Annotated in this window: 19 protein-coding genes; 10 read left to right on the forward strand and 9 right to left on the reverse strand. The window is 58.9% G+C overall.

The window, feature by feature from the left end:
* Positions 1-202: 202 nt before the first annotated feature.
* Positions 203-1,408 carry a tyrosine--tRNA ligase gene (tyrS, locus tag M5B98_RS05765; RefSeq protein ID WP_248742179.1) on the reverse strand — a complete coding sequence of 402 codons (1,206 nt, stop codon included), beginning with the start codon at positions 1,406-1,408 and terminating at the stop codon, positions 203-205.
* A 210-nt stretch (positions 1,409-1,618) separates the two neighbouring features.
* Between tyrS and M5B98_RS05770 the strand changes: the two genes are divergently transcribed.
* Positions 1,619-3,043, forward strand: a complete 1,425-nt coding sequence (locus M5B98_RS05770; protein ID WP_248742180.1) for a peptidoglycan DD-metalloendopeptidase family protein — start codon at positions 1,619-1,621, stop codon at positions 3,041-3,043.
* A 3-nt stretch (positions 3,044-3,046) separates the two neighbouring features.
* Positions 3,047-4,138, forward strand: coding sequence for an anhydro-N-acetylmuramic acid kinase (locus M5B98_RS05775; protein WP_248742181.1), 1,092 nt, complete (start codon positions 3,047-3,049; stop codon positions 4,136-4,138).
* A gap of 74 nt (positions 4,139-4,212) precedes the next feature.
* Here the strand turns inward: M5B98_RS05775 and erpA are convergent, their stop codons facing one another.
* Both erpA and argC read right to left on the reverse strand, forming a co-directional pair.
* Positions 4,213-4,563, reverse strand: a complete 351-nt coding sequence (gene erpA / locus M5B98_RS05780; RefSeq protein ID WP_248742182.1) for an iron-sulfur cluster insertion protein ErpA — start codon at positions 4,561-4,563, stop codon at positions 4,213-4,215.
* Positions 4,564-4,729: 166 nt separating this feature from the next.
* On the reverse strand, positions 4,730-5,764 hold the full coding sequence (gene argC / locus M5B98_RS05785) for an N-acetyl-gamma-glutamyl-phosphate reductase (protein WP_096817941.1): 1,035 nt from the start codon (positions 5,762-5,764) through the stop codon (positions 4,730-4,732).
* A 135-nt stretch (positions 5,765-5,899) separates the two neighbouring features.
* Between argC and hemJ the strand changes: the two genes are divergently transcribed.
* The 6 genes from hemJ to coq7 all read left to right on the forward strand — a co-directional run bounded on the left by hemJ (position 5,900) and on the right by coq7 (position 10,396).
* The gene (hemJ, locus tag M5B98_RS05790; RefSeq protein ID WP_248740060.1) at positions 5,900-6,328 is read left to right on the forward strand and encodes a protoporphyrinogen oxidase HemJ; all 429 of its coding nucleotides are present in this window, start codon (positions 5,900-5,902) and stop codon (positions 6,326-6,328) included.
* A 33-nt stretch (positions 6,329-6,361) separates the two neighbouring features.
* Positions 6,362-7,330 carry an NAD(P)H-dependent flavin oxidoreductase gene (locus M5B98_RS05795; protein WP_085709240.1) on the forward strand — a complete coding sequence of 323 codons (969 nt, stop codon included), beginning with the start codon at positions 6,362-6,364 and terminating at the stop codon, positions 7,328-7,330.
* Positions 7,331-7,423: 93 nt separating this feature from the next.
* Entirely contained in the window at positions 7,424-8,374 is a 951-nt protein-coding gene (locus M5B98_RS05800; protein WP_248742183.1) for a DUF805 domain-containing protein, read from the forward strand.
* A 61-nt stretch (positions 8,375-8,435) separates the two neighbouring features.
* Complete coding sequence (locus M5B98_RS05805; RefSeq protein WP_248742184.1) at positions 8,436-9,224, forward strand: SDR family NAD(P)-dependent oxidoreductase; 789 nt, start codon at positions 8,436-8,438, stop codon at positions 9,222-9,224.
* 80 nt (positions 9,225-9,304) lie between these two features.
* The gene (locus M5B98_RS05810) at positions 9,305-9,643 is read left to right on the forward strand and encodes a histidine triad nucleotide-binding protein (protein WP_003228789.1); all 339 of its coding nucleotides are present in this window, start codon (positions 9,305-9,307) and stop codon (positions 9,641-9,643) included.
* Between the two features lie 105 nt (positions 9,644-9,748).
* The gene (gene coq7, locus M5B98_RS05815) at positions 9,749-10,396 is read left to right on the forward strand and encodes a 2-polyprenyl-3-methyl-6-methoxy-1,4-benzoquinone monooxygenase (RefSeq protein ID WP_007956317.1); all 648 of its coding nucleotides are present in this window, start codon (positions 9,749-9,751) and stop codon (positions 10,394-10,396) included.
* Between the two features lie 60 nt (positions 10,397-10,456).
* On the opposite strand, the gene speD is transcribed toward coq7, so the two are convergent.
* Both speD and M5B98_RS05825 read right to left on the reverse strand, forming a co-directional pair.
* Positions 10,457-11,251, reverse strand: a complete 795-nt coding sequence (gene speD / locus M5B98_RS05820) for an adenosylmethionine decarboxylase (protein ID WP_007956315.1) — start codon at positions 11,249-11,251, stop codon at positions 10,457-10,459.
* Positions 11,252-11,488: 237 nt separating this feature from the next.
* Positions 11,489-11,911 carry an OsmC family protein gene (locus M5B98_RS05825; protein ID WP_003228794.1) on the reverse strand — a complete coding sequence of 141 codons (423 nt, stop codon included), beginning with the start codon at positions 11,909-11,911 and terminating at the stop codon, positions 11,489-11,491.
* Positions 11,912-12,149: 238 nt separating this feature from the next.
* Here M5B98_RS05825 and crp point away from each other — a divergent pair, with 238 nt between their 5' ends.
* A complete protein-coding gene (gene crp / locus M5B98_RS05830; RefSeq protein WP_011336190.1) occupies positions 12,150-12,794 on the forward strand; it encodes a cAMP-activated global transcriptional regulator CRP in 645 nt (214 codons plus the stop codon).
* 10 nt (positions 12,795-12,804) lie between these two features.
* Here the strand turns inward: crp and M5B98_RS05835 are convergent, their stop codons facing one another.
* From M5B98_RS05835 to M5B98_RS05850, 4 genes are all read right to left on the reverse strand, one after another.
* Positions 12,805-13,503, reverse strand: coding sequence for a biotin/lipoate A/B protein ligase family protein (locus M5B98_RS05835; RefSeq protein WP_248742185.1), 699 nt, complete (start codon positions 13,501-13,503; stop codon positions 12,805-12,807).
* A 96-nt stretch (positions 13,504-13,599) separates the two neighbouring features.
* Positions 13,600-14,436 (reverse strand): indole-3-glycerol phosphate synthase TrpC, encoded by an 837-nt coding sequence (gene trpC, locus M5B98_RS05840; RefSeq protein ID WP_119427656.1) that lies wholly within the window; start codon positions 14,434-14,436, stop codon positions 13,600-13,602.
* Positions 14,433-15,482: an anthranilate phosphoribosyltransferase gene (trpD, locus tag M5B98_RS05845; protein ID WP_085709235.1), complete on the reverse strand. Its 1,050-nt coding sequence runs from the start codon at positions 15,480-15,482 to the stop codon at positions 14,433-14,435. The genes trpC and trpD overlap by 4 nt, the downstream gene beginning before the upstream one ends.
* Before the next feature lie 9 nt (positions 15,483-15,491).
* A complete protein-coding gene (locus tag M5B98_RS05850) occupies positions 15,492-16,085 on the reverse strand; it encodes an aminodeoxychorismate/anthranilate synthase component II (protein WP_248742186.1) in 594 nt (197 codons plus the stop codon).
* A 404-nt stretch (positions 16,086-16,489) separates the two neighbouring features.
* Between M5B98_RS05850 and estP the strand changes: the two genes are divergently transcribed.
* Positions 16,490-18,400 (forward strand): esterase EstP, encoded by a 1,911-nt coding sequence (estP, locus tag M5B98_RS05855; protein ID WP_248742187.1) that lies wholly within the window; start codon positions 16,490-16,492, stop codon positions 18,398-18,400.

Below are 18,400 nucleotides of genomic sequence, written 5' to 3' on the forward strand. Positions count from 1 at the left end.
CTCCGCTTTCAATCGAGAAGATCAAACCGTTGAAAGCGCCAGACAAACCGGCATTCCCAACGCCTTCCAGGCTTCGATGAACTGAAGCGACCCACTCTCGAAACCTACTTAACTCATTGAATCTCAAGGAGCTTTCCGTTTCGACTGCGCCGGAAGTGGGGCGAATTATAGACATCTAAAATTCGCCGTCAACCCCTTTATTTCAACTTTCCTCAGATTTCAGCGTAATCCGTGCAAAGGCCTTCTTGCCGGCCTGGCAAACGTGAGTCGCGCCCAGCACATATATAAAGGAGCGATCGACAACCTCGCCATCTATACGCACACCTCCGGAAGCCAGCAGATCACGAGCCGCCGCCGAGTTCTTCACCAAGCCAGCCTTATTAAGGACAGCAGCAATCGGCATATCCTCGGCAGCAGTCAGCTCAACCTCTGGCAAATCATCTGGCAGCTCGCCATCCTTCATACGGTTACCCGCGCCACGATGAGCATTGGCAGCAGCCTCCTCCCCATGGAAGCGCGCAACAATTTCTTCAGCCAGCTTGATCTTGATGTCGCGAGGATTGGCGCCCGCCTCTACATCGGCACGGAAATCATTGATCTCATCCATCGAACGGAAGCTGAGCAGCTCGAAGTAGCGCCACATCAACGCGTCCGGAATCGAAACCAGCTTGCTGTACATGACACCCGGCGCTTCCTGGATACCGACGTAGTTGCCCAACGACTTGGACATCTTTTTAACGCCATCCAGCCCTTCGAGCAGCGGCATCGTCAGAATGCACTGAGCTTCCTGACCATAACCACGCTGCAGTTCGCGCCCCATCAGCAGGTTGAACTTCTGATCGGTACCGCCCAGCTCAACATCCGCGCGCAATGCAACCGAGTCATACCCCTGAACCAGCGGATAGAGGAACTCATGAATGGCGATTGGCTGATTGGTGGTGTAGCGCTTGTCGAAGTCATCACGCTCGAGCATACGAGCAACGGTGTACTGCGAAGTCAGACGAATAAAGTCTGCAGGCCCCATCTGATCCATCCAGGTGGAGTTGAACGCGACTTCGGTTTTCGCCGGATCAAGGATCTTGAATACCTGAGTCTTGTAGGTCTCGGCATTTTCCAGAACCTGCTCACGGGTCAGCGGCGGACGAGTCGCACTCTTGCCACTCGGATCACCGATCATCCCGGTGAAGTCACCAATCAGGAAGATCACCTGATGCCCCAGCTCCTGGAACTGACGCAGCTTATTAATAAGCACAGTGTGACCAAGGTGCAGATCCGGCGCCGTTGGATCGAAGCCGGCCTTGATTCGCAGCGGCTGGCCACGCTTGAGCTTTTCGATCAGCTCGGACTCGACCAACAGTTCTTCCGCACCACGTTTAATCAGCGCTAGCTGCTCTTCAACCGACTTCATAACAGACCCGCAAGGCTCAGATTCAAAGGGAACCAACCATACAAGATCGCGCACCAATTACAAGTTTTGCCCGGCGCACGGATACCAATCCACGGGCGAGACACCTGCGGACTTGCCTCAGAGATGATTTGGTTATATTTTATACAGTTATTTCATCTTCATCATGTCATTCATCTTTTCCAATTCATCTTTTCAAAGTCAAAACTACTTATGACCACTGAACCGTCTAAAGCGCCACCGCTTTACCCGAAGACCCACCTGCTTGCCGCAAGTGGGATCGCCGCCCTTCTCAGCCTGGCGCTCCTGGTATTTCCTTCCAGTGATGTTGAAGCCAAAAAGACGACCCTGAGCCTTGAACTGGAAAGTCCTGCTGAACAACTGACACAAGATCAAGACGCTGCTGATGCGGCTCAAGCCACAAATGAACCAGTAGCCTCACCCTTCGCACAAATCGAAAACAGCGCAGAAGACACACCTGAAACCGCCCAGGCCGCACCAGCGCCTGCACCGGTCGCTCCTGAAAAGAAGGCTCCAGGCCACAGGGAAGTGATCGTCTCCAAGGGTGACACTCTTTCGACATTGTTCGAGAAGGTTGGCCTCCCCGCCGCTGCCGTGCACGAAGTTCTGGCCAGCGACAAACAGGCCAAGCAGTTCAGCCAGCTCAAACACGGCCAGAAACTCGAATTCGAACTCAATCCACAAGGTCAACTGACCAACCTGCACAGCAAGGTCAGCGACGTTGAAACCATCACCCTGACCAAGAACGACAAGGGTTATGTCTTCAACCGCGTTACCGCCAAGCCAACCGTTCGTACCGCCTATGTCCACGGCGTGATCAATAGCTCACTGTCCCAGTCCGCCGCCCGCGCCGGCCTGTCCCACAGCCTGACCATGGATATGGCCAGCGTATTCGGCTACGACGTCGACTTCGCCCAGGATATCCGCCAGGGTGACGAGTTCGACGTGATCTACGAGCAGAAAGTGGTCAATGGCAAAGCCGTCGGCAATGGCCCGATCCTGTCCGCCCGGTTCACCAACCGCGGCAAGACCTACACTGCCGTGCGTTACACCAACAAGCAAGGTAACAGCAGCTACTACACTGCCGACGGCAACAGCATGCGCAAGGCGTTCATTCGCACCCCGGTGGACTTCGCCCGCATCAGCTCCAAGTTTTCCATGGGCCGAAAACACCCGATCCTCAACAAGATCCGCGCCCACAAAGGTGTCGATTACGCCGCCCCACGCGGTACGCCAATCAAGGCTGCCGGTGACGGAAAAGTATTGCTGGCCGGTCGCCGTGGTGGTTACGGCAACACCGTGATCATTCAGCACGGCAATACCTACCGCACGCTGTACGGCCACATGCAAGGCTTCGCCAAAGGCGTGAAAACCGGCGGTACCGTCAAGCAGGGCCAGGTCATCGGCTACATCGGCACTACCGGCCTGTCTACCGGCCCGCACCTGCACTATGAGTTCCAGGTCAACGGCGTTCACGTCGACCCGTTGGGCCAGAAGCTGCCAATGGCTGATCCGATCGCCAAATCCGAGCGCGCGCGCTTCCTGGCGCAGAGCCAGCCGTTGATGGCACGCATGGATCAAGAGAAGGCCACCATGCTGGCTTCGAGCAAGCGTTAAGCCATGGCTCTTTATATCGGCGTGATGTCCGGAACCAGTCTCGATGGTCTGGACATCGCCCTGATCGAGCAGACCTCGGCGATCAACCTGGTCGCCACGCACTACATTCCCATGCCTGAATCCCTGCGTGCCGAGCTGCTTGGCTTGTGCGCCAGCGGTCCCGACGAGATTGCCCGCTCGGCCATCGCCCAGCAGAACTGGGTGAAACTTGCCGCCAAAGGCATCCACGTCCTGCTCGAACAGCAACAGCTCAAACCCGAAGCCATTCGCGCAATCGGCAGCCACGGCCAGACCATTCGCCACGAACCGGCACGCGGATTCACCGTACAGATCGGCAACCCTGCCCTGCTGACCGAGCTGACCGGCATTACGGTAGTCAGTGACTTCCGCAGCCGCGATGTGGCCGCCGGCGGTCAAGGCGCCCCCTTGGTTCCTGCCTTCCATGAAGCGTTGTTCGAAGAGCGTACCGGTAACCGCGCAGTCCTGAATGTCGGTGGTTTCAGCAATCTCAGTCTGATTGAGCCGAACAAGCCTGTAGCCGGTTTCGACTGCGGCCCTGGGAATGTGCTGATGGATGCGTGGATTCATCGACAGCGTGGCGAAAACTATGATCGCAACGGTCAATGGGCAGCCAGCGGCAAAGTTGAACCAACCCTTCTCAAGGCATTGTTGAGCGATTCCTTCTTCTCGACCAAAGGTCCGAAGAGCACCGGCCGCGAAGTGTTCAACCTGCCCTGGCTGGAACAGCAACTGTCACACCTGCCGGATTTCGCTCCCGAAAACGTACAGGCAACGCTGCTCGAACTGACAGCGCTGACCATCGTCGAATCGCTGCAAAGCGCCCAATCGAATACTGAAGAGCTTTTGGTCTGCGGCGGCGGCGCCCACAACACCACCCTGATGAAGCGCGTTGCCGACCTGCTGCCCAACACAAAAGTCGCCAGCACAGCGTCTCACGGTGTCGATCCAGACTGGGTCGAAGCCATGGCCTTTGCCTGGCTGGCCCATTGTTGCCTTGAAGGCATCCCAGCCAATCGCCCCAGCGTCACCGGCGCAAAAGGCCTGCGCATACTCGGCGCCATCTACCCCAATTGAGATAAAACGCAGATAACAAAACGCCGCAGAACCGTGAGGTTCTGCGGCGTTTTGTTGTGTAAGGTGAAACGAGATCAGATCGAGAACGAAGAACCGCAACCACAAGTGGTGGTGGCATTCGGGTTCTTGATCACGAAGCGCGAACCTTCCAGACCTTCCTGGTAGTCCACCTCGGCACCTGCCAGGTACTGGAAGCTCATCGGATCAACCACCAGACTCACGCCTTCGCGCTCGACGATGGTGTCATCCTCGGCCACATCCTCATCGAAAGTGAAGCCGTACTGAAACCCTGAACAACCGCCGCCCGTAACGAATACGCGCAGCTTCAAGCGATCATTCCCCTCTTCATCGACCAGGCTCTTCACCTTGTGCGCGGCACCCTGAGTGAATTGCAAAGCCGAGGGGGTGAAGGATTCGACGCTCATGCTGACTATCTCCCGGCGTTACGCCGCCATAATGCGTGATGACGCGCATTATCCGCTTGTCCTAGAAAATCGGTCAACTATTGTTACGGTATATCAATAAAGCCATCGGCGACCCAGAATGCAAAAAGGCCCGTCAGACGGGCCTTTTCATCAAGCAAGATCAGTCTTACGGCAGCATGCCCGCGTGGGACAGACCAAAGCGCTCATCCAGCCCGAACAGAATGTTCATGTTCTGCACCGCCTGGCCCGACGCGCCCTTGACCAGATTGTCGATCACCGACAGCACCACCACCAGATCACCATCCTGTGGGCGATGAACCGCGATACGGCAAACGTTCGCGCCACGCACACTGCGGGTTTCCGGATGGCTGCCGGCCGGCATCACGTCGACGAACGGCTCATTGGCATAACGCTTCTCGAACAGCGCCTGCAGATCGACGGAGCGATCCACCACGGTCGCGTAAAGCGTGGAATGAATGCCACGAATCATAGGTGTCAGGTGCGGCACGAAGGTCAGGCCGACATCCTTGCCCGCTGCACGACGCAGACCCTGACGAATTTCCGGCAGATGACGGTGACCTTTCACCGCATAAGCCTTCATGCTTTCCGACGTCTCGGAGTAAAGCGAGCCTACGGAAGCACCACGACCGGCACCGCTGACGCCCGACTTGCAGTCGGCGATCAACAGCGAAGTATCAGCCAGACCTGCCTCAAGCAATGGCAGGAAACCCAGCTGCGTTGCAGTCGGATAGCAACCCGGCACCGCGATCAGGCGCGCTTTCTTGATCTGCTCACGGTTGACTTCCGGCAAGCCGTAAACCGCTTCATCCAGCAGCTCCGGCGCACCGTGCGGCTGGCCGTACCACTTGGCCCACTCATCGGCGTCCTGCAGACGGAAGTCCGCCGACAAGTCGATGACCTTGGTGCCCGCTGCCAGCAATTCGCCGGCCAGTGCGTGGGCAACGCCGTGCGGAGTCGCGAAGAACACCACGTCGCAAGCGCCCAAAGTTTTGATGTCAGGCACACTGAATGCCAGACCGTCATAGTGACCGCGCAGGTTCGGGTACATGTCAGCCACGGCCAGACCGGCCTCGGATCGGGAAGTGATCACAACCACTTCTGCCTGCGGATGCTGTGCCAACAGACGCAGCAGTTCGACACCGGTGTAACCCGTGCCGCCGACGATACCGACCTTGACCATAAACCTGCCCTCAACGAACCCACTGGAAAGCCGTCGATAATAGGGGCCGCGCGCCCCTGCGACAACCGTCAAGGTGACGTGCGGACGCTCAAGCCTCTACTATCCGGCCTACCGTGAATGAGGGAAAAACCAAAAATGCTCTATCTATGGATCAAAGCGCTGCATATCGTCAGCATCGTGTGCTGGTTTGCCGGACTGTTCTACCTGCCGCGACTGTTCGTCTACCACGCACAAAGTGAAGATACGATCAGCAAGGAACGCTTCAGCGTCATGGAGCGCAAGCTGTATCGCGGCATCATGGGCCCGGCGATGATCGCCGCGCTGATCTTTGGCGGCTGGCTGATTTACCTGAACCCGGGCATCTTCAGCAGCGGTGGCTGGATTCACGCCAAACTGACCCTGGTGGTGCTGTTGATCGGTTATCACCACATGTGTGGCGCACAGGTAAAACGTTTTGCCCGTGGCGAGAACACCCGCAGCCATGTCTTTTATCGCTGGTTCAATGAAGTCCCGGTTCTGATATTGCTGGCTATCGTAATTCTGGTCGTGGTCAAGCCGTTCTAACTTCAACTGGTTCAACTTTCCGGGGTACTTCCGATGTCGCTGCCCGCTCTGCTCGAACAACGTCTGCGTCTGCCCGTCGTGGCCGCGCCGATGTTCCTGATTTCCAATCCTGAACTGGTGCTCGCGTGCTGTCGCAATGGCGTGGTTGGCAGCTTTCCGGCGCTCAACCAACGCGAAAGCAGCGGGTTCAAGGCCTGGCTGGAACAGATCGAAGCAGGGCTGGCGACGCTGGACAACCCGGCGCCTTATGCCGTGAACCTGATTGTTCACAAGAGCAATCCGCGCCTGGAGGCGGACCTGAACATCTGCGTCGAGCACAAGGTGCCCATCGTCATCACCAGCCTCGGTGCGGTGAAGGAATTGGTCGATGCGGTGCACAGCTACGGCGGCCTGGTTTTTCACGACGTGACGACTCGCCGCCATGCGGAAAAAGCCGCCGAAGCCGGCGTCGATGGCTTGATCGCCGTTGCCGCCGGCGCCGGTGGACATGCCGGCACCTGGAGCCCGTTCTCGCTGATCGCCGAGATTCGCCAGTTCTTCGACAAGACGCTGCTGCTTGCAGGATGTTTGAACCACGGCCATGAGATTCTCGCCGCACAGCTGCTCGGCGCGGATTTGGCCTACTTCGGTACGCGATTCATCGGTACGACTGAAAGTCATGCGCCCGACGCCTACAAGGAGATGCTGCTGACAGCCAAGGCAGCGGACATCATTCATACTCCGGCCGTGTCTGGAGTCCCGGCCAGCTTCATGCGCCAAAGCCTGGAGGCTGCCGGTTTCGATATGGCAGCACTGCAAGGCAAGGGTGAAGTGAACTTCGGTGACAAACTCAAGCCGATCAACGATGAGGCCAAAGCCTGGAAAACCGTGTGGTCGGCCGGCCAGGGGGTTGGCCAGATCGAAGACCTGCCAAGCGTGGACCAACTGGTGGCGCGCCTCGATGCAGAGTATCGCCAGGCCCTGGAACATGCGGCACAGCTACCGAACCGCTGGCCGCGCTGAGAAAATTCCGGCCAGTTGCAGCCTGACTGGCCTTACACTTGGTGGTTGCGACACGTCTCAATTCAATTTCTTCGCGACAAGGATGCCTCGGCCATGAGCGAAACCCGTTACAAGATCGTTTTCGACGGTGCCCTGCAGCCCGGTGTCGATATCACCACAGCCAAACTCAATCTGGCCGATCTGTTCAAGAGCGATGTGGCCGCCATCGAACGCCTGTTCAATGGACGTGCCGTTGCCCTCAAACGCGACCTGTCGCACAGCGATGCCCAGGCTTATCTGCAAGCGCTGGGCAAGACCGGGATCGACGCCCGGATCGAACCGGAAACAGCCATCGAACTGAATCTGTCCGATGTGCAGGAACACTCCGCTCCGATGGCAGAACCTGACTCCCCCTATGCCCCACCCCGGGCCAGTGTCGGTGAACGACTGGCAGAATTCGCCACGCTCAAGCCCTTCAGCGTGGAAGGCCGGATTGGACGCCTGCGCTACCTGGCATGGTCAATGGTGTTGAGTCTGGTAACCCTGCCGATCGTCGGCGCTTTCGCGCTGATCGGTCTGGGGCTGGTGAGTACCGACTCGACCAGCGGCCTGATCATCGGCGGCATCTTCGCCTTCTTCCTGTTCCTGGCCTTCGCGATCGTCGGCATCCTGTTCAGCATTCAGCGTCTGCACGACATCGGCTGGTCAGGCTGGCTCTGGCTGCTGACCCTGGTACCGTTCGTGGGCAGCTTCTTCCCGCTGGTGATCATGGTCATGCCGGGCAATACCGGCGCCAATCGCTATGGCCCGCCACCCCCACCGAACAGCACCGCCGTCAAAGTGCTCTGCTCCCTGTGGATCGTCTTCATCGGCCTGTTCTTCGTCGGTGGAATGCTGGGCGGGATTTCCGCCATTCAGCAGGAGTACGAAACCAGCCTCGAAAGCAGTTATGAAAGCGGTTCGGTGACCGCCGATGAAGTCGATGTCGAAGTTGAGCCCGTGCCGAATCCGGTGGACGATGCAGCCGAACCTGCACCCGCCCCTGTAGACTCTGCGAAAGAATGAACAGCGCTCCCCGCCGTGACACCTGCGTCCACGGCGCGGAGCTGTTGCGATGGAGAACTGCATGACCCGTTACGCTCTGATCACTGGCGCTTCCAGCGGCATTGGCCTGGCCATGGCCGAAGCCCTGGCCCGCCGTGGCCGCAGCCTGATTCTGGTGGCCCGACAGCGTGATCAGCTGGAAAGCATTGCGATTGAACTGACCCAGCGTTTCGGTGTGGAGGTACTGTTCCGCGCCTGCGACCTGGGCGAGCCGCTGCGCCTGTCCGGATTCCTGCTGGAGCTTGAAGAAGGCGACCGGCAGATCGACCTGCTGGTGAACTGCGCTGGCATCGGTACGTGCGGCCCGTTCCTGGCCCAAGACTGGATGACCGAGCAGGATCTGATCGAGGTGAACATCCTCGCCCTCACCCGCCTCTGCCATGCGATCGGCAACAGCATGGCTCTGCAGGGTGGCGGGCAGATTCTCAATGTGGCATCGGTGGCCGCGTTCAATCCCGGCCCGTGGATGAGTACCTACTACGCCAGCAAGGCCTACGTTCTGCATTTTTCCGAAGCGCTGCGAGTGGAATTGAAAAAGTGCGCGGTGAAAGTCTCGGTGCTTTGCCCAGGCCCGACGCGCACGGCGTTCTTTCGCACGGCACAACTGAACAACGAAAAACTCAACGCCAGCAAACTGCTGATGAGCCCCGAAGAGGTCGCGCTGTATACCGTGCGCGCCCTGGAAAAAAACCGGGCAATCATCATTCCCGGGCGCCGGAACCGCTGGTTCGCCTTTCTGCCACGACTGGGTTCGCGCTGGCTCAACCGCACCATCGTCGGCATGGTCAACAAAGCTTACTGCCCGCGCTGAAGGGCCGGCAGGCAACTGGCTGGGCGTGGTGATCCCTCGTGGGTACACTCGGCCCACCTCACACAACGGAGAAAACAGCTGTGGATACTCTGTTCACCAAGATCATCAACCGGGAAATCCCGGCGAAGATCATCTACGAGGACGACCAGGTTCTGGCGTTCCACGACATCGCCCCACAGGCACCGGTGCATTTTCTGGTGATCCCGAAGAAACCGGTGCGCACCCTCAACGACCTGACCGAAGACGACAAGGCACTGGCCGGGCACATCCTGTTCACCGCTCAGCGCCTGGCGCTGGAGCTGGGCTGCGAAGAAGGCTTCCGGGTGGTGATGAACTGCAATGAAAAGGGTGGGCAGACGGTCTACCACATTCATATGCACGTACTCGGCCAACGCCAGATGAACTGGCCGCCGGGCTGATCGACTCGAAATCTGTGGGAGCGCCCTGCTCCCACATGACCCAGCGCAAACCTTCCCCGGCCGATTCGGTTAAACTGGCCGCCGAGATTTTTCCCGGAGGTCAGCATGACTACCCAACGTCACTATTCGCCAATTGACCGTCTTCTGCTGCAAGCCGATGCCGCGATGCGAACCCTGCTGCCCTTCAGCGGCCAGCCGTACCGCCCGTCGCCGGCCATCGTGCAGCCCGACGTGCAGATGAGCGACGAAGACACCCGCCACGTCGCCGGCCTGATGCGCATCAACCATACCGGCGAAGTCTGTGCACAGGCGCTGTATCAGGGCCAGGCCCTGACCGCCAAGCTGCCGCAGGTGCGCGAAGCCATGGAACATGCGGCCGAAGAAGAGATCGATCATCTGGTCTGGTGCGAACAGCGCATTCACCAGTTGGGCAGTCACACCAGCGTGCTCAATCCGCTGTTCTATGGGATGTCGTTCGGGATCGGTGCAGTTGCGGGGCTGATCAGCGACAAGGTCAGCCTCGGTTTTGTCGCGGCAACCGAGCATCAGGTGTGCAAGCACCTGAACGAGCATCTGGAACAACTGCCGGCCGAGGATGAAAAATCCCGGGCAATTCTTGAGCAGATGCGTATTGATGAAGAACATCACGCAGAAAGTGCGCTGGAGGCTGGCGGCTTCCGCTTCCCGGCACCGGTGAAGTTCGGCATGAGCCTGTTGGCCAAAGTGATGACCAAGAGCACTTACCGGATCTGAAAAACGCCCATAAAAAAGGCGACTGCCGCAAAGCAGTCGCCTTTTTTGTGCCTGGACTTCTTAACTCGGCATATTGCGCGCGTAGAAGATTTCCAGCATTTCGTGTTTCACACGCTCGGTCACCTGAGCACGTTGCTCGGACGACAGGTTGCTGGTGGCATCACCGAACAGGTAGTTATCCAGTTCGAAGTTCTTCAGCAGCATTTTGGTGTGGAACAGGTTTTCCTGGTACACGTTCACGTCGGTCATCTGGTACGCGTCGCGGGTGTCTTCGGAAAGGTAGTTCTGGATCGAGTTGATCTCGTGGTCGATGAAGTGCTTGTTGCCTTCAACGTCACGGGTAAAGCCGCGCACACGGTAATCCACGGTCACGATGTCCGAATCGAACTGGTGAATGAGGAAGTTGAGCGCTTTGAGCGGTGAAATGACACCACAGGTCGACACGTCGATGTCCACACGGAACGTCGCAATACCGGCGTCCGGATGGATTTCCGGGTAGGTATGCACCGTGATATGACTCTTGTCGAGGTGGGCCAGGATGATTTCCGGCAGCGGACCCGGGGACTCTTCGATCTGGCTTTCGGTCGGGGTGACCGGTTCTTCCGAGATCAGAATCGTGACGCTGGCACCCTGAGGCTCATAGTTCTGACTGGCAATATTCAGAATGTTGGCACCAATGATTTCGACAACTTCCGTGAGGATCTGCGTCAGGCGTTCGGCGTTGTACTCTTGATTGATGTACTCGACGTAAGCCTGCTGGTCTTGCGGGGTTTCCGCGTAGCAGATGTCATAGATGTTGAAGCTCAAGGTCTTTGTCAGGTTATTGAACCCGTGGAGCTTGAGTTTGCTTTTCACCGTTAAAAACTCTCTATGTATGCGGCCCGGCCGCGTGATCAAGCATGCCCGTCAAGTGCGAACAACGCACCTGCGTAGGACGGTTAACACCTCTTCGCGATGGCGATTTTGGTTATCTGTTCAGGCGGATGACCCGTCGGTTGACTGATCACGGCCCTGAAAAAAGTGGCGCATTATGCAGACGTCAGCGGGGGATCGCCAGAGTCTGCACTGCTTTTATGATAGTTGAATGTCGGCTCAGCCGAGTTCGACGATTTCATAGTCGTGGGTGATTGCCACGCCGGCGGCGCCGAGCATGATCGAGGCCGAGCAGTACTTCTCCGCCGACAGCTCGATGGCGCGTTTGACCTGGGCTTCTTTCAGGCCACGGCCCTTGACCACGAAGTGCATGTGGATCTTGGTGAACACTTTCGGATCTTCGGTTGCGCGTTCGGCTTCCAGGAAAGCTTCGCAGCTTTCAACGGCCTGCCGGGACTTCTTCAGGATGCTGACCACGTCGAAATTGCTGCAGCCGCCAACGCCCAGCAGGAGCATCTCCATCGGGCGAACACCCAGGTTACGACCACCGGCGTCCGGCGGACCGTCCATGACCACGACATGACCGCTGCCGGATTCGCCGAGGAACATGGCTTCGCCAGCCCATTGGATGCGTGCCTTCATCGCCAAGACTCCACTGTAGAAAAAAGGGTCGCCAGCTTAGCACAGGGTCCCGGTTTGACCGCGAGCGGTGATCCTAGGACCGATGCCTTTACTGCGTAGGTAATTTCTCGAATTTTCGACGAAGTGTCTGGTAAGCTGGCGCCAATTCACTGGCGCCCCAAGCCGGTATTTGTAGCGATCGCCTCAGCGCCTCATATAAAAACCAAATATAACCGTGCAGTCTTTTCGGGATACAACCATGGTTGGTATTACCCCCACACCCAAAATCAAGAACCTCGACAAACTGCTGATGCATTGCCAGCGCCGGCGTCATGCGGCCAAGAGCAACATCATCTGCGCCGGGGATCGCTCGGATACGCTGTACTTCATCATCCGCGGTTCGGTCACGATCCTGATCGAGGACGACGACGGCCGCGAGATGATCATCGCGTACCTGAACGCCGGGGACTTCTTCGGTGAGCTGGGCCTGTTCGAAGAGGCCGGCCAGGAGCAGCAGCGCAGCGCCTGGGTGCGGGCCAAGGTCGAGTGCGAAGTCGCGGAAATCAGCTACGCCAAATTCCGTGAACTGTCGCAGCAGGATCCAGACATTCTTTACGTGCTCAGCGGACAAATCGCACAACGCCTGCGCAACACCACGCGCAAGGTCGGCGACCTGGCGTTCTTCGATGTCACGGGTCGTGTTGCTCGCTGCCTGCTGGAGCTGTGCAAGCAACCCGACGCGATGACCCACCCGGACGGCATGCAGATCAAGGTGACCCGTCAGGAAATCGGGCGGATTGTCGGCTGTTCGCGGGAGATGGTCGGTCGCGTGCTCAAGGATCTTGAGGAACGCAACCTGGTGGATGTGAAGGGCAAGACCATGGTGGTCTTCGGCACTCGCTGAGTTCGAAAACTCAGCCGGTGTAGATCTGCGCCAGCATCAAACGAAAGAGTTCGTCGAGACGCGCCAACGCATGGGGCGCCGGGAATTTCTCATGCAACGCGATGTGGCTGGCGGCACGTACCCGTTGCTCCAGGCCGCACGCCTCGTTGAAGCGGTTGACCGCCGCCGCCATCGATTCGCGCTCATCATCCAGCAGCATCGCACCGTGCACCAATCCCACCGGACGCTGCCCACCCTGACTCTGGCGCCAGCGCTGAGCGGTACCGACCATTTTGCGGCCATCGAGGTTGACGTTGAAGCGACCGTCGCAGAACGCGCCGTCGATTTCACCCAGCGACGACGTGCCGCCCAACTCATCCAGCAACTGACAGATCGGATCACACAGACGCCGGTAACCGGTTTCGATACGGTTCAGATCACCTTCGCTGCGAGGCGGCGCGTAGACCAGTGCAATGTTGATCGTGGACGCCGATTGCGGAACTGGTTCACCGCCGGTTTCACGCAGCAACACCGGCCAACCGGCAGCGGCGGAGACTTCACAGGCGTGATCGAATCCGGGGAGGCGATTCAAACGGCGAGGCATGACCAAAGCACGATCACTGGGCTGCCAGAACAGCAGACCGAATTCGGCATCACCGGCGCAGACCGAGGCCAGCAGATCCTGCTCGGCTTGCAGGCCGGCTTCGATGGTCAGGGAAGTGGGGATCATAAGGTTTCCATAGGACGTTGAGCCTGAGGTGAATCTTATGCTGCCTTCGCGGGCAAGCCCGCTCCCACAGGGATACGGGCGCCTGCGAAGAGTCGATCAGTCGAGGGTCGAACCGCTCACCGGAACGCCGCGCTCAGGGAAGAACAGACGTTGCAGTTCAATGCCCGGGCTTTCGGCGCGCATGAACGCTTCGCCGACCAGGAACGCGTAAACGTCGCTGATTTCCATCAGTTCGACATCGGCTCGATTGAGGATGCCGCTCTCGGTGATCACCAGACGATCGCGCGGAATGCGTGGCAGCAGGTCGAGAGTGGTTTCCAGGCTCACGTCGAAGGTGTGCAGGTTACGGTTGTTGACCCCGACCAGCGGCGTGTCGAGAGTCTTCAATGCGCGCTCCAGCTCATCGCCGTCGTGGACTTCCACCAGCACATCGAGGCCGACGCCTTTGGCCACTGAAGCCAGCTCGGCCATTTTCACGTCATCCAGCGCGGAGACGATCAGCAGCACACAATCGGCACCCAGGGCACGGGCTTCGACGATCTGGTACGGATCGATCATGAAGTCCTTGCGGATCACCGGCAGCGAGCACGCGGCGCGGGCCTGTTGCAGGTAGGCATCGGCGCCCTGGAAGTAATCGATATCAGTCAGTACCGACAGGCAGGTCGCCCCGCCCTTCTCGTAGCTTTTGGCGATGTCGGCGGGAACGAAGTTCTCGCGGATCACGCCTTTGCTCGGCGAAGCCTTCTTGATTTCGGCGATCACGGCCGGCTGTTTCTTCTTGGCCTGCGCCAGCAATGCCTGGGCAAAACCACGGGGTGCATCGGCCGCCTTGGCCAGACTTTCCAGCTCGCTCAGGCTCACACGGGCGCTACGCTCGGCGACCTCCTGAACCTTGCGGGCCAGAATGTTTTCCAGAACCGTCGGTACACTCATCCCTCATTCTCCACTTTGAATACCGCGGTAAAGGCACCCAACTCCTCGAGTTTCTCACGAGCGAGACCGGTGTGCAGAGCGTCGTGGGCCAGTGCCACGCCTTCTTTCAGACTGGTTGCCAGGTCAGCTGCGTACAGCGCCGCACCGGCATTGAGCACGATCATTTCCGCAGCCTTCTGGCCGTTTTCGGTCTTGCGCTTGCCCAGTGCATCGCGGATCAGCGCCAGCGAGGCTTCCGGGCCCTCGACCGACAGACCGTGCAGGCTCTGGCTCTTCATGCCCAGATCTTCCGGCTCGACCCAATACTCGGTGATTTCGTTGTTCTTCAGCTCGGCCACATAAGTCGGCGCGGCGAGACTGAACTCGTCCAGACCATCCTTCGAATGCACCACCAGCACGTGTTTACTGCCCAGACGCTGCAAGACTTCGGCCAATGGCCGGCACAGAGCCTGGGTGAACACGCCGACTACCTGATGTTTGACGCCGGCCGGATTCGTAAGCGGGCCGAGCATATTGAACAGGGTACGCAGTCCCAGGTCGCGGCGCGGGCCGGCGGCGTACTTCATGGCTTTGTGATGGGTCTGGGCAAACATGAAACCGATGCCGACGTTGTCGATGCAACGTGCCACCTGAACCGGCGTCAGGTTGAGGTAGATGCCGGCGGCTTCCAGCAGGTCGGCGCTGCCGCTCTTGCCCGACACCGCACGGTTGCCGTGCTTGGCCACGGTGCAGCCGGCAGCGGCAACGACAAAGGCCGAAGCCGTGGAAACGTTGAAGATGTTCGCGCCGTCACCGCCGGTGCCGACCACATCGACCACGCCGTCGAGGGTCTTGAGTTCGACCTGATCGGCCAGCTCGCGCATCACCGACACCGCGCCGACGATTTCATCGATGCTTTCGCTCTTCATGCGCATGGCCATCATGAACGCGCCGATCTGCGCGTCGGTGCATTGGCCGGTCATGATTTCGCGCATCACGTCGCGCATTTCTTCGGTGCTGAGGTCGAGGTGATCGACGATACGGCTCAGGGCTGTCTTGATATTCATGGAGAGTCCTTAGCGCGTGCCGCCGGTTTGTTTGAGGAAGTTGGCAAACAGTTCATGGCCCTGCTCGGTGAGGATCGATTCCGGGTGGAACTGTACGCCCTCGATGTTCAGGGTCTTGTGACGCAGGCCCATGATTTCATCGACCGAGCCGTCATCGTGCTGAGTCCACGCGGTCAGCTCCAGGCAATCGGGCAAGGTCTCGTGTTTGACGATCAGGGAATGATAGCGGGTGACGGTCAACGGACGATTCAGACCGGCAAAAACGCCCTTGTCCTCGTGGAATACCGGGCTAGTCTTACCGTGCATCACTTGCCGGGCACGCACCACATCACCGCCGAAGGCCTGACCGATTGACTGGTGGCCAAGGCAGACGCCGAGGATCGGCAGTTTGCCGGCGAAGTGCTTGATGGCGTCGATGGAGATACCGGCTTCGGTCGGTGTGCAGGGACCGGGGGAGACCACGATGCGCTCAGGGTTGAGCGCTTCGATTTCGGCGATGCTCAGTTCGTCGTTGCGCACGACCTTGACCTCGGCACCCAGCTCGCCGAGGTATTGCACAACGTTGTAAGTAAAGGAGTCGTAGTTGTCGATCATCAGCAACATGGCGTTTCGAACCTCTTGAATTCTGACTTGGAAACAGCCTTCGGATGACTTGCCAGGACGCTGCACAAAGTCGGACGCGCAAGTGGCGACGGCAAGGCGGCATTTCAAACGGGCAAGGAAGGCAGAGCGATACAGATCCGGCGGGGCCGGCAGAAAAGATTCAGGCGCGCCAACGCCAGCGGGCGTGTGCCTTGATGACTTGATCCAGAAGTTTGCTGGTGATCAACACGGGGAAGGTCTCGTTCATACGTTCCCGCACAGTAACTTAGCTGGGCAGAGCGTGCAATATGGCCGGGCCTGACGGGGGGGAAAACTATGGGAGGGTTGACGACCGATGGCAAAACGCCGGAAGTTTTTGGTACTGTCGTTTCGTTCCATACAACAATAAATAAACGGACTTGCTCATGATCAAACAGACGTTGTTTGTACCGCTCGCCGGATGCCTGCTCGCGCTGGCCTGCGCCCAGGCGAACGCCGCACCCAATCCTTATTCGAATTTCGTTGTCTTCGGTGACAGTCTCAGCGACGCGGGGACGTTTTCCGATCCGGATGGTCCCGCCGGCTCGGTCAAACGGTTTACCAACCGCACCGGCCCCAACTATCAGGACGGCAGCGGAGAGTTCTACTCGCTCAACGCCACCCAACTGATTGGCGGCCGCCTGGGCTTCACGCCGAATCAGACCGCTTCCGCAGACTCGGCGGTACGTGCAGGCCAGGGTTTGCCGGATGGCAATAACTGGGCGGTCGGTGGCTATCGCACCGACCAGATTCTCGATTCGATCACCACTACGTCCGCCAGCGGTGAACGCACCCGTGCCGGCTACCTGCCGTCGAACGGCTTCCGCGCCGACCCGAATGCCCTGTATTACTTGACCGGAGGCGGCAACGACTTCCTTCAGGGCCGCGTCACCAGCCTGCCTCAGGCCAATGCCGCCGCTGATCGGCTGGTCGACAGTGTGCGCACTCTGCAAGGTGCGGGTGCCCGCTACATCATGGTCTGGCTGCTGCCGGACATCGGCCTGACCCCGGCCATCAACGGCTCACCGCTGCAAGGCTTCACGTCGCAACTCAGCGCCCAGTTCAACACCGAACTGGTGAGCCAGTTGCAGACGGTCAATGCCAACGTCATTCCGCTGAACATTCCGGTGCTGCTCAAGGAGGCGTTTGCCAATCCGGCACAGTTCGGCCTGGCCACCGATCAGAATCTGGTCGCTACCTGCTTCAGCGGCGATGGCTGCACCGAAAACGCCCGGTACGGGATCAACAGCGCCACGCCGGATCCAACCAAGCTGATTTACAACGACTCGGTGCACCCGACCGAAGCCGGACAACGTTTGATCGCCGATTACGCCTACTCGTTGCTGGCTGCCCCGTGGGAGCTGACCCTCCTGCCGGAGATGGCTCAGGGTACATTGCGTGCGCATCAGGATGAACTGCGCAATCAATGGCTGGCCGACTGGGAAAACTGGCAAGGCGTCGGTCAATGGCGAGCGATTGTCTCCGCTGGCGGCCAGCATCAGGACTTCGATGACCAGCACGCAGGAGCAAGCGCCGACGGCAACGGTTACAACCTGAACATCGGCGGCAGCTACCGCCTCGACGACGCCTGGCGCGTGGGTGTGGCGGCGGGTTTCTACCACCAGAAAATCGAAGCCGGCGACAACGACTCCGAGTACAAGCTCAATTCCTACATGGGCACCGCATTCGCCCAATACCAGCAGAATCGCTGGTGGGGTGACCTGGCCGTTACCGCCGGACATCTGGACTACGACAGCCTGAAGCGCAAGTTCCAGCTCGGGGTCAACGAACGTGGCGAGAAAGGCGATACCGACGGCTATGTACTGGCCATCGGCGGCCGTGTCGGCTACGACATCGCGCCAGAAGCCAGCAGCCCATGGCACCTGTCGCCATTCGTCAGCGCCGATTTCGGCAAGGTCGAAGTCGACGGTTACTCGGAAAAAGGCGCAGACGCCACGGCGCTGACCTTCGATGACCAGTCGCGCAACTCCCGCCGCCTCGGTCTCGGCATCCAGGGCAAATACCAGATCACCGCACAGACCCAGGTCTTCGGCGAATTCGCCCACGAACGCGAATACAACGACGACGCCCAGGATCTGACGATGAACCTCAACAGCCTGCCGAACAATCGCTACACCCTGGAAGGCTACACCCCGCAGACCAACCTCAACCGCCTGAACCTGGGCGTCAGTCACTACCTCACCAAGGAAGTCGCGCTTCGCGCCAGCTACAACATTCGCAAGGATGACGACTTTACCCAGCAAGGGGTCAATGTTGGCGTAAGTCTCGACTTCTGA

Origin of the sequence: Pseudomonas sp. MWU12-3088 (assembly GCF_023242405.1) — a bacterium.
In the GTDB taxonomy this organism is placed as follows: Bacteria; Pseudomonadota; Gammaproteobacteria; order Pseudomonadales; family Pseudomonadaceae; genus Aquipseudomonas; species Aquipseudomonas kribbensis.

Excerpts from the sequence above, each read along its gene's own strand:
- crp (WP_011336190.1), top strand. The coding sequence starts at position 12,150 with ATGGTTGGTATTACCCCCACACCCAAAATCAAGAACCTCGACAAACTG.
- M5B98_RS05775 (WP_248742181.1), top strand. The coding sequence starts at position 3,047 with ATGGCTCTTTATATCGGCGTGATGTCCGGAACCAGTCTCGATGGTCTG.
- M5B98_RS05770 (WP_248742180.1), top strand. The coding sequence starts at position 1,619 with ATGACCACTGAACCGTCTAAAGCGCCACCGCTTTACCCGAAGACCCAC.
- trpC (WP_119427656.1), bottom strand. The coding sequence starts at position 14,436 with ATGAGTGTACCGACGGTTCTGGAAAACATTCTGGCCCGCAAGGTTCAG.
- estP (WP_248742187.1), top strand. The coding sequence starts at position 16,490 with ATGATCAAACAGACGTTGTTTGTACCGCTCGCCGGATGCCTGCTCGCG.
- M5B98_RS05835 (WP_248742185.1), bottom strand. The coding sequence starts at position 13,503 with ATGATCCCCACTTCCCTGACCATCGAAGCCGGCCTGCAAGCCGAGCAG.
- M5B98_RS05825 (WP_003228794.1), bottom strand. The coding sequence starts at position 11,911 with ATGAAGGCACGCATCCAATGGGCTGGCGAAGCCATGTTCCTCGGCGAA.
- M5B98_RS05800 (WP_248742183.1), top strand. The coding sequence starts at position 7,424 with ATGAGCGAAACCCGTTACAAGATCGTTTTCGACGGTGCCCTGCAGCCC.
- M5B98_RS05850 (WP_248742186.1), bottom strand. The coding sequence starts at position 16,085 with ATGTTGCTGATGATCGACAACTACGACTCCTTTACTTACAACGTTGTG.
- hemJ (WP_248740060.1), top strand. The coding sequence starts at position 5,900 with ATGCTCTATCTATGGATCAAAGCGCTGCATATCGTCAGCATCGTGTGC.
- trpD (WP_085709235.1), bottom strand. The coding sequence starts at position 15,482 with ATGAATATCAAGACAGCCCTGAGCCGTATCGTCGATCACCTCGACCTC.
- coq7 (WP_007956317.1), top strand. The coding sequence starts at position 9,749 with ATGACTACCCAACGTCACTATTCGCCAATTGACCGTCTTCTGCTGCAA.
- erpA (WP_248742182.1), bottom strand. The coding sequence starts at position 4,563 with ATGAGCGTCGAATCCTTCACCCCCTCGGCTTTGCAATTCACTCAGGGT.
- M5B98_RS05795 (WP_085709240.1), top strand. The coding sequence starts at position 6,362 with ATGTCGCTGCCCGCTCTGCTCGAACAACGTCTGCGTCTGCCCGTCGTG.
- argC (WP_096817941.1), bottom strand. The coding sequence starts at position 5,764 with ATGGTCAAGGTCGGTATCGTCGGCGGCACGGGTTACACCGGTGTCGAA.
- tyrS (WP_248742179.1), bottom strand. The coding sequence starts at position 1,408 with ATGAAGTCGGTTGAAGAGCAGCTAGCGCTGATTAAACGTGGTGCGGAA.
- M5B98_RS05805 (WP_248742184.1), top strand. The coding sequence starts at position 8,436 with ATGACCCGTTACGCTCTGATCACTGGCGCTTCCAGCGGCATTGGCCTG.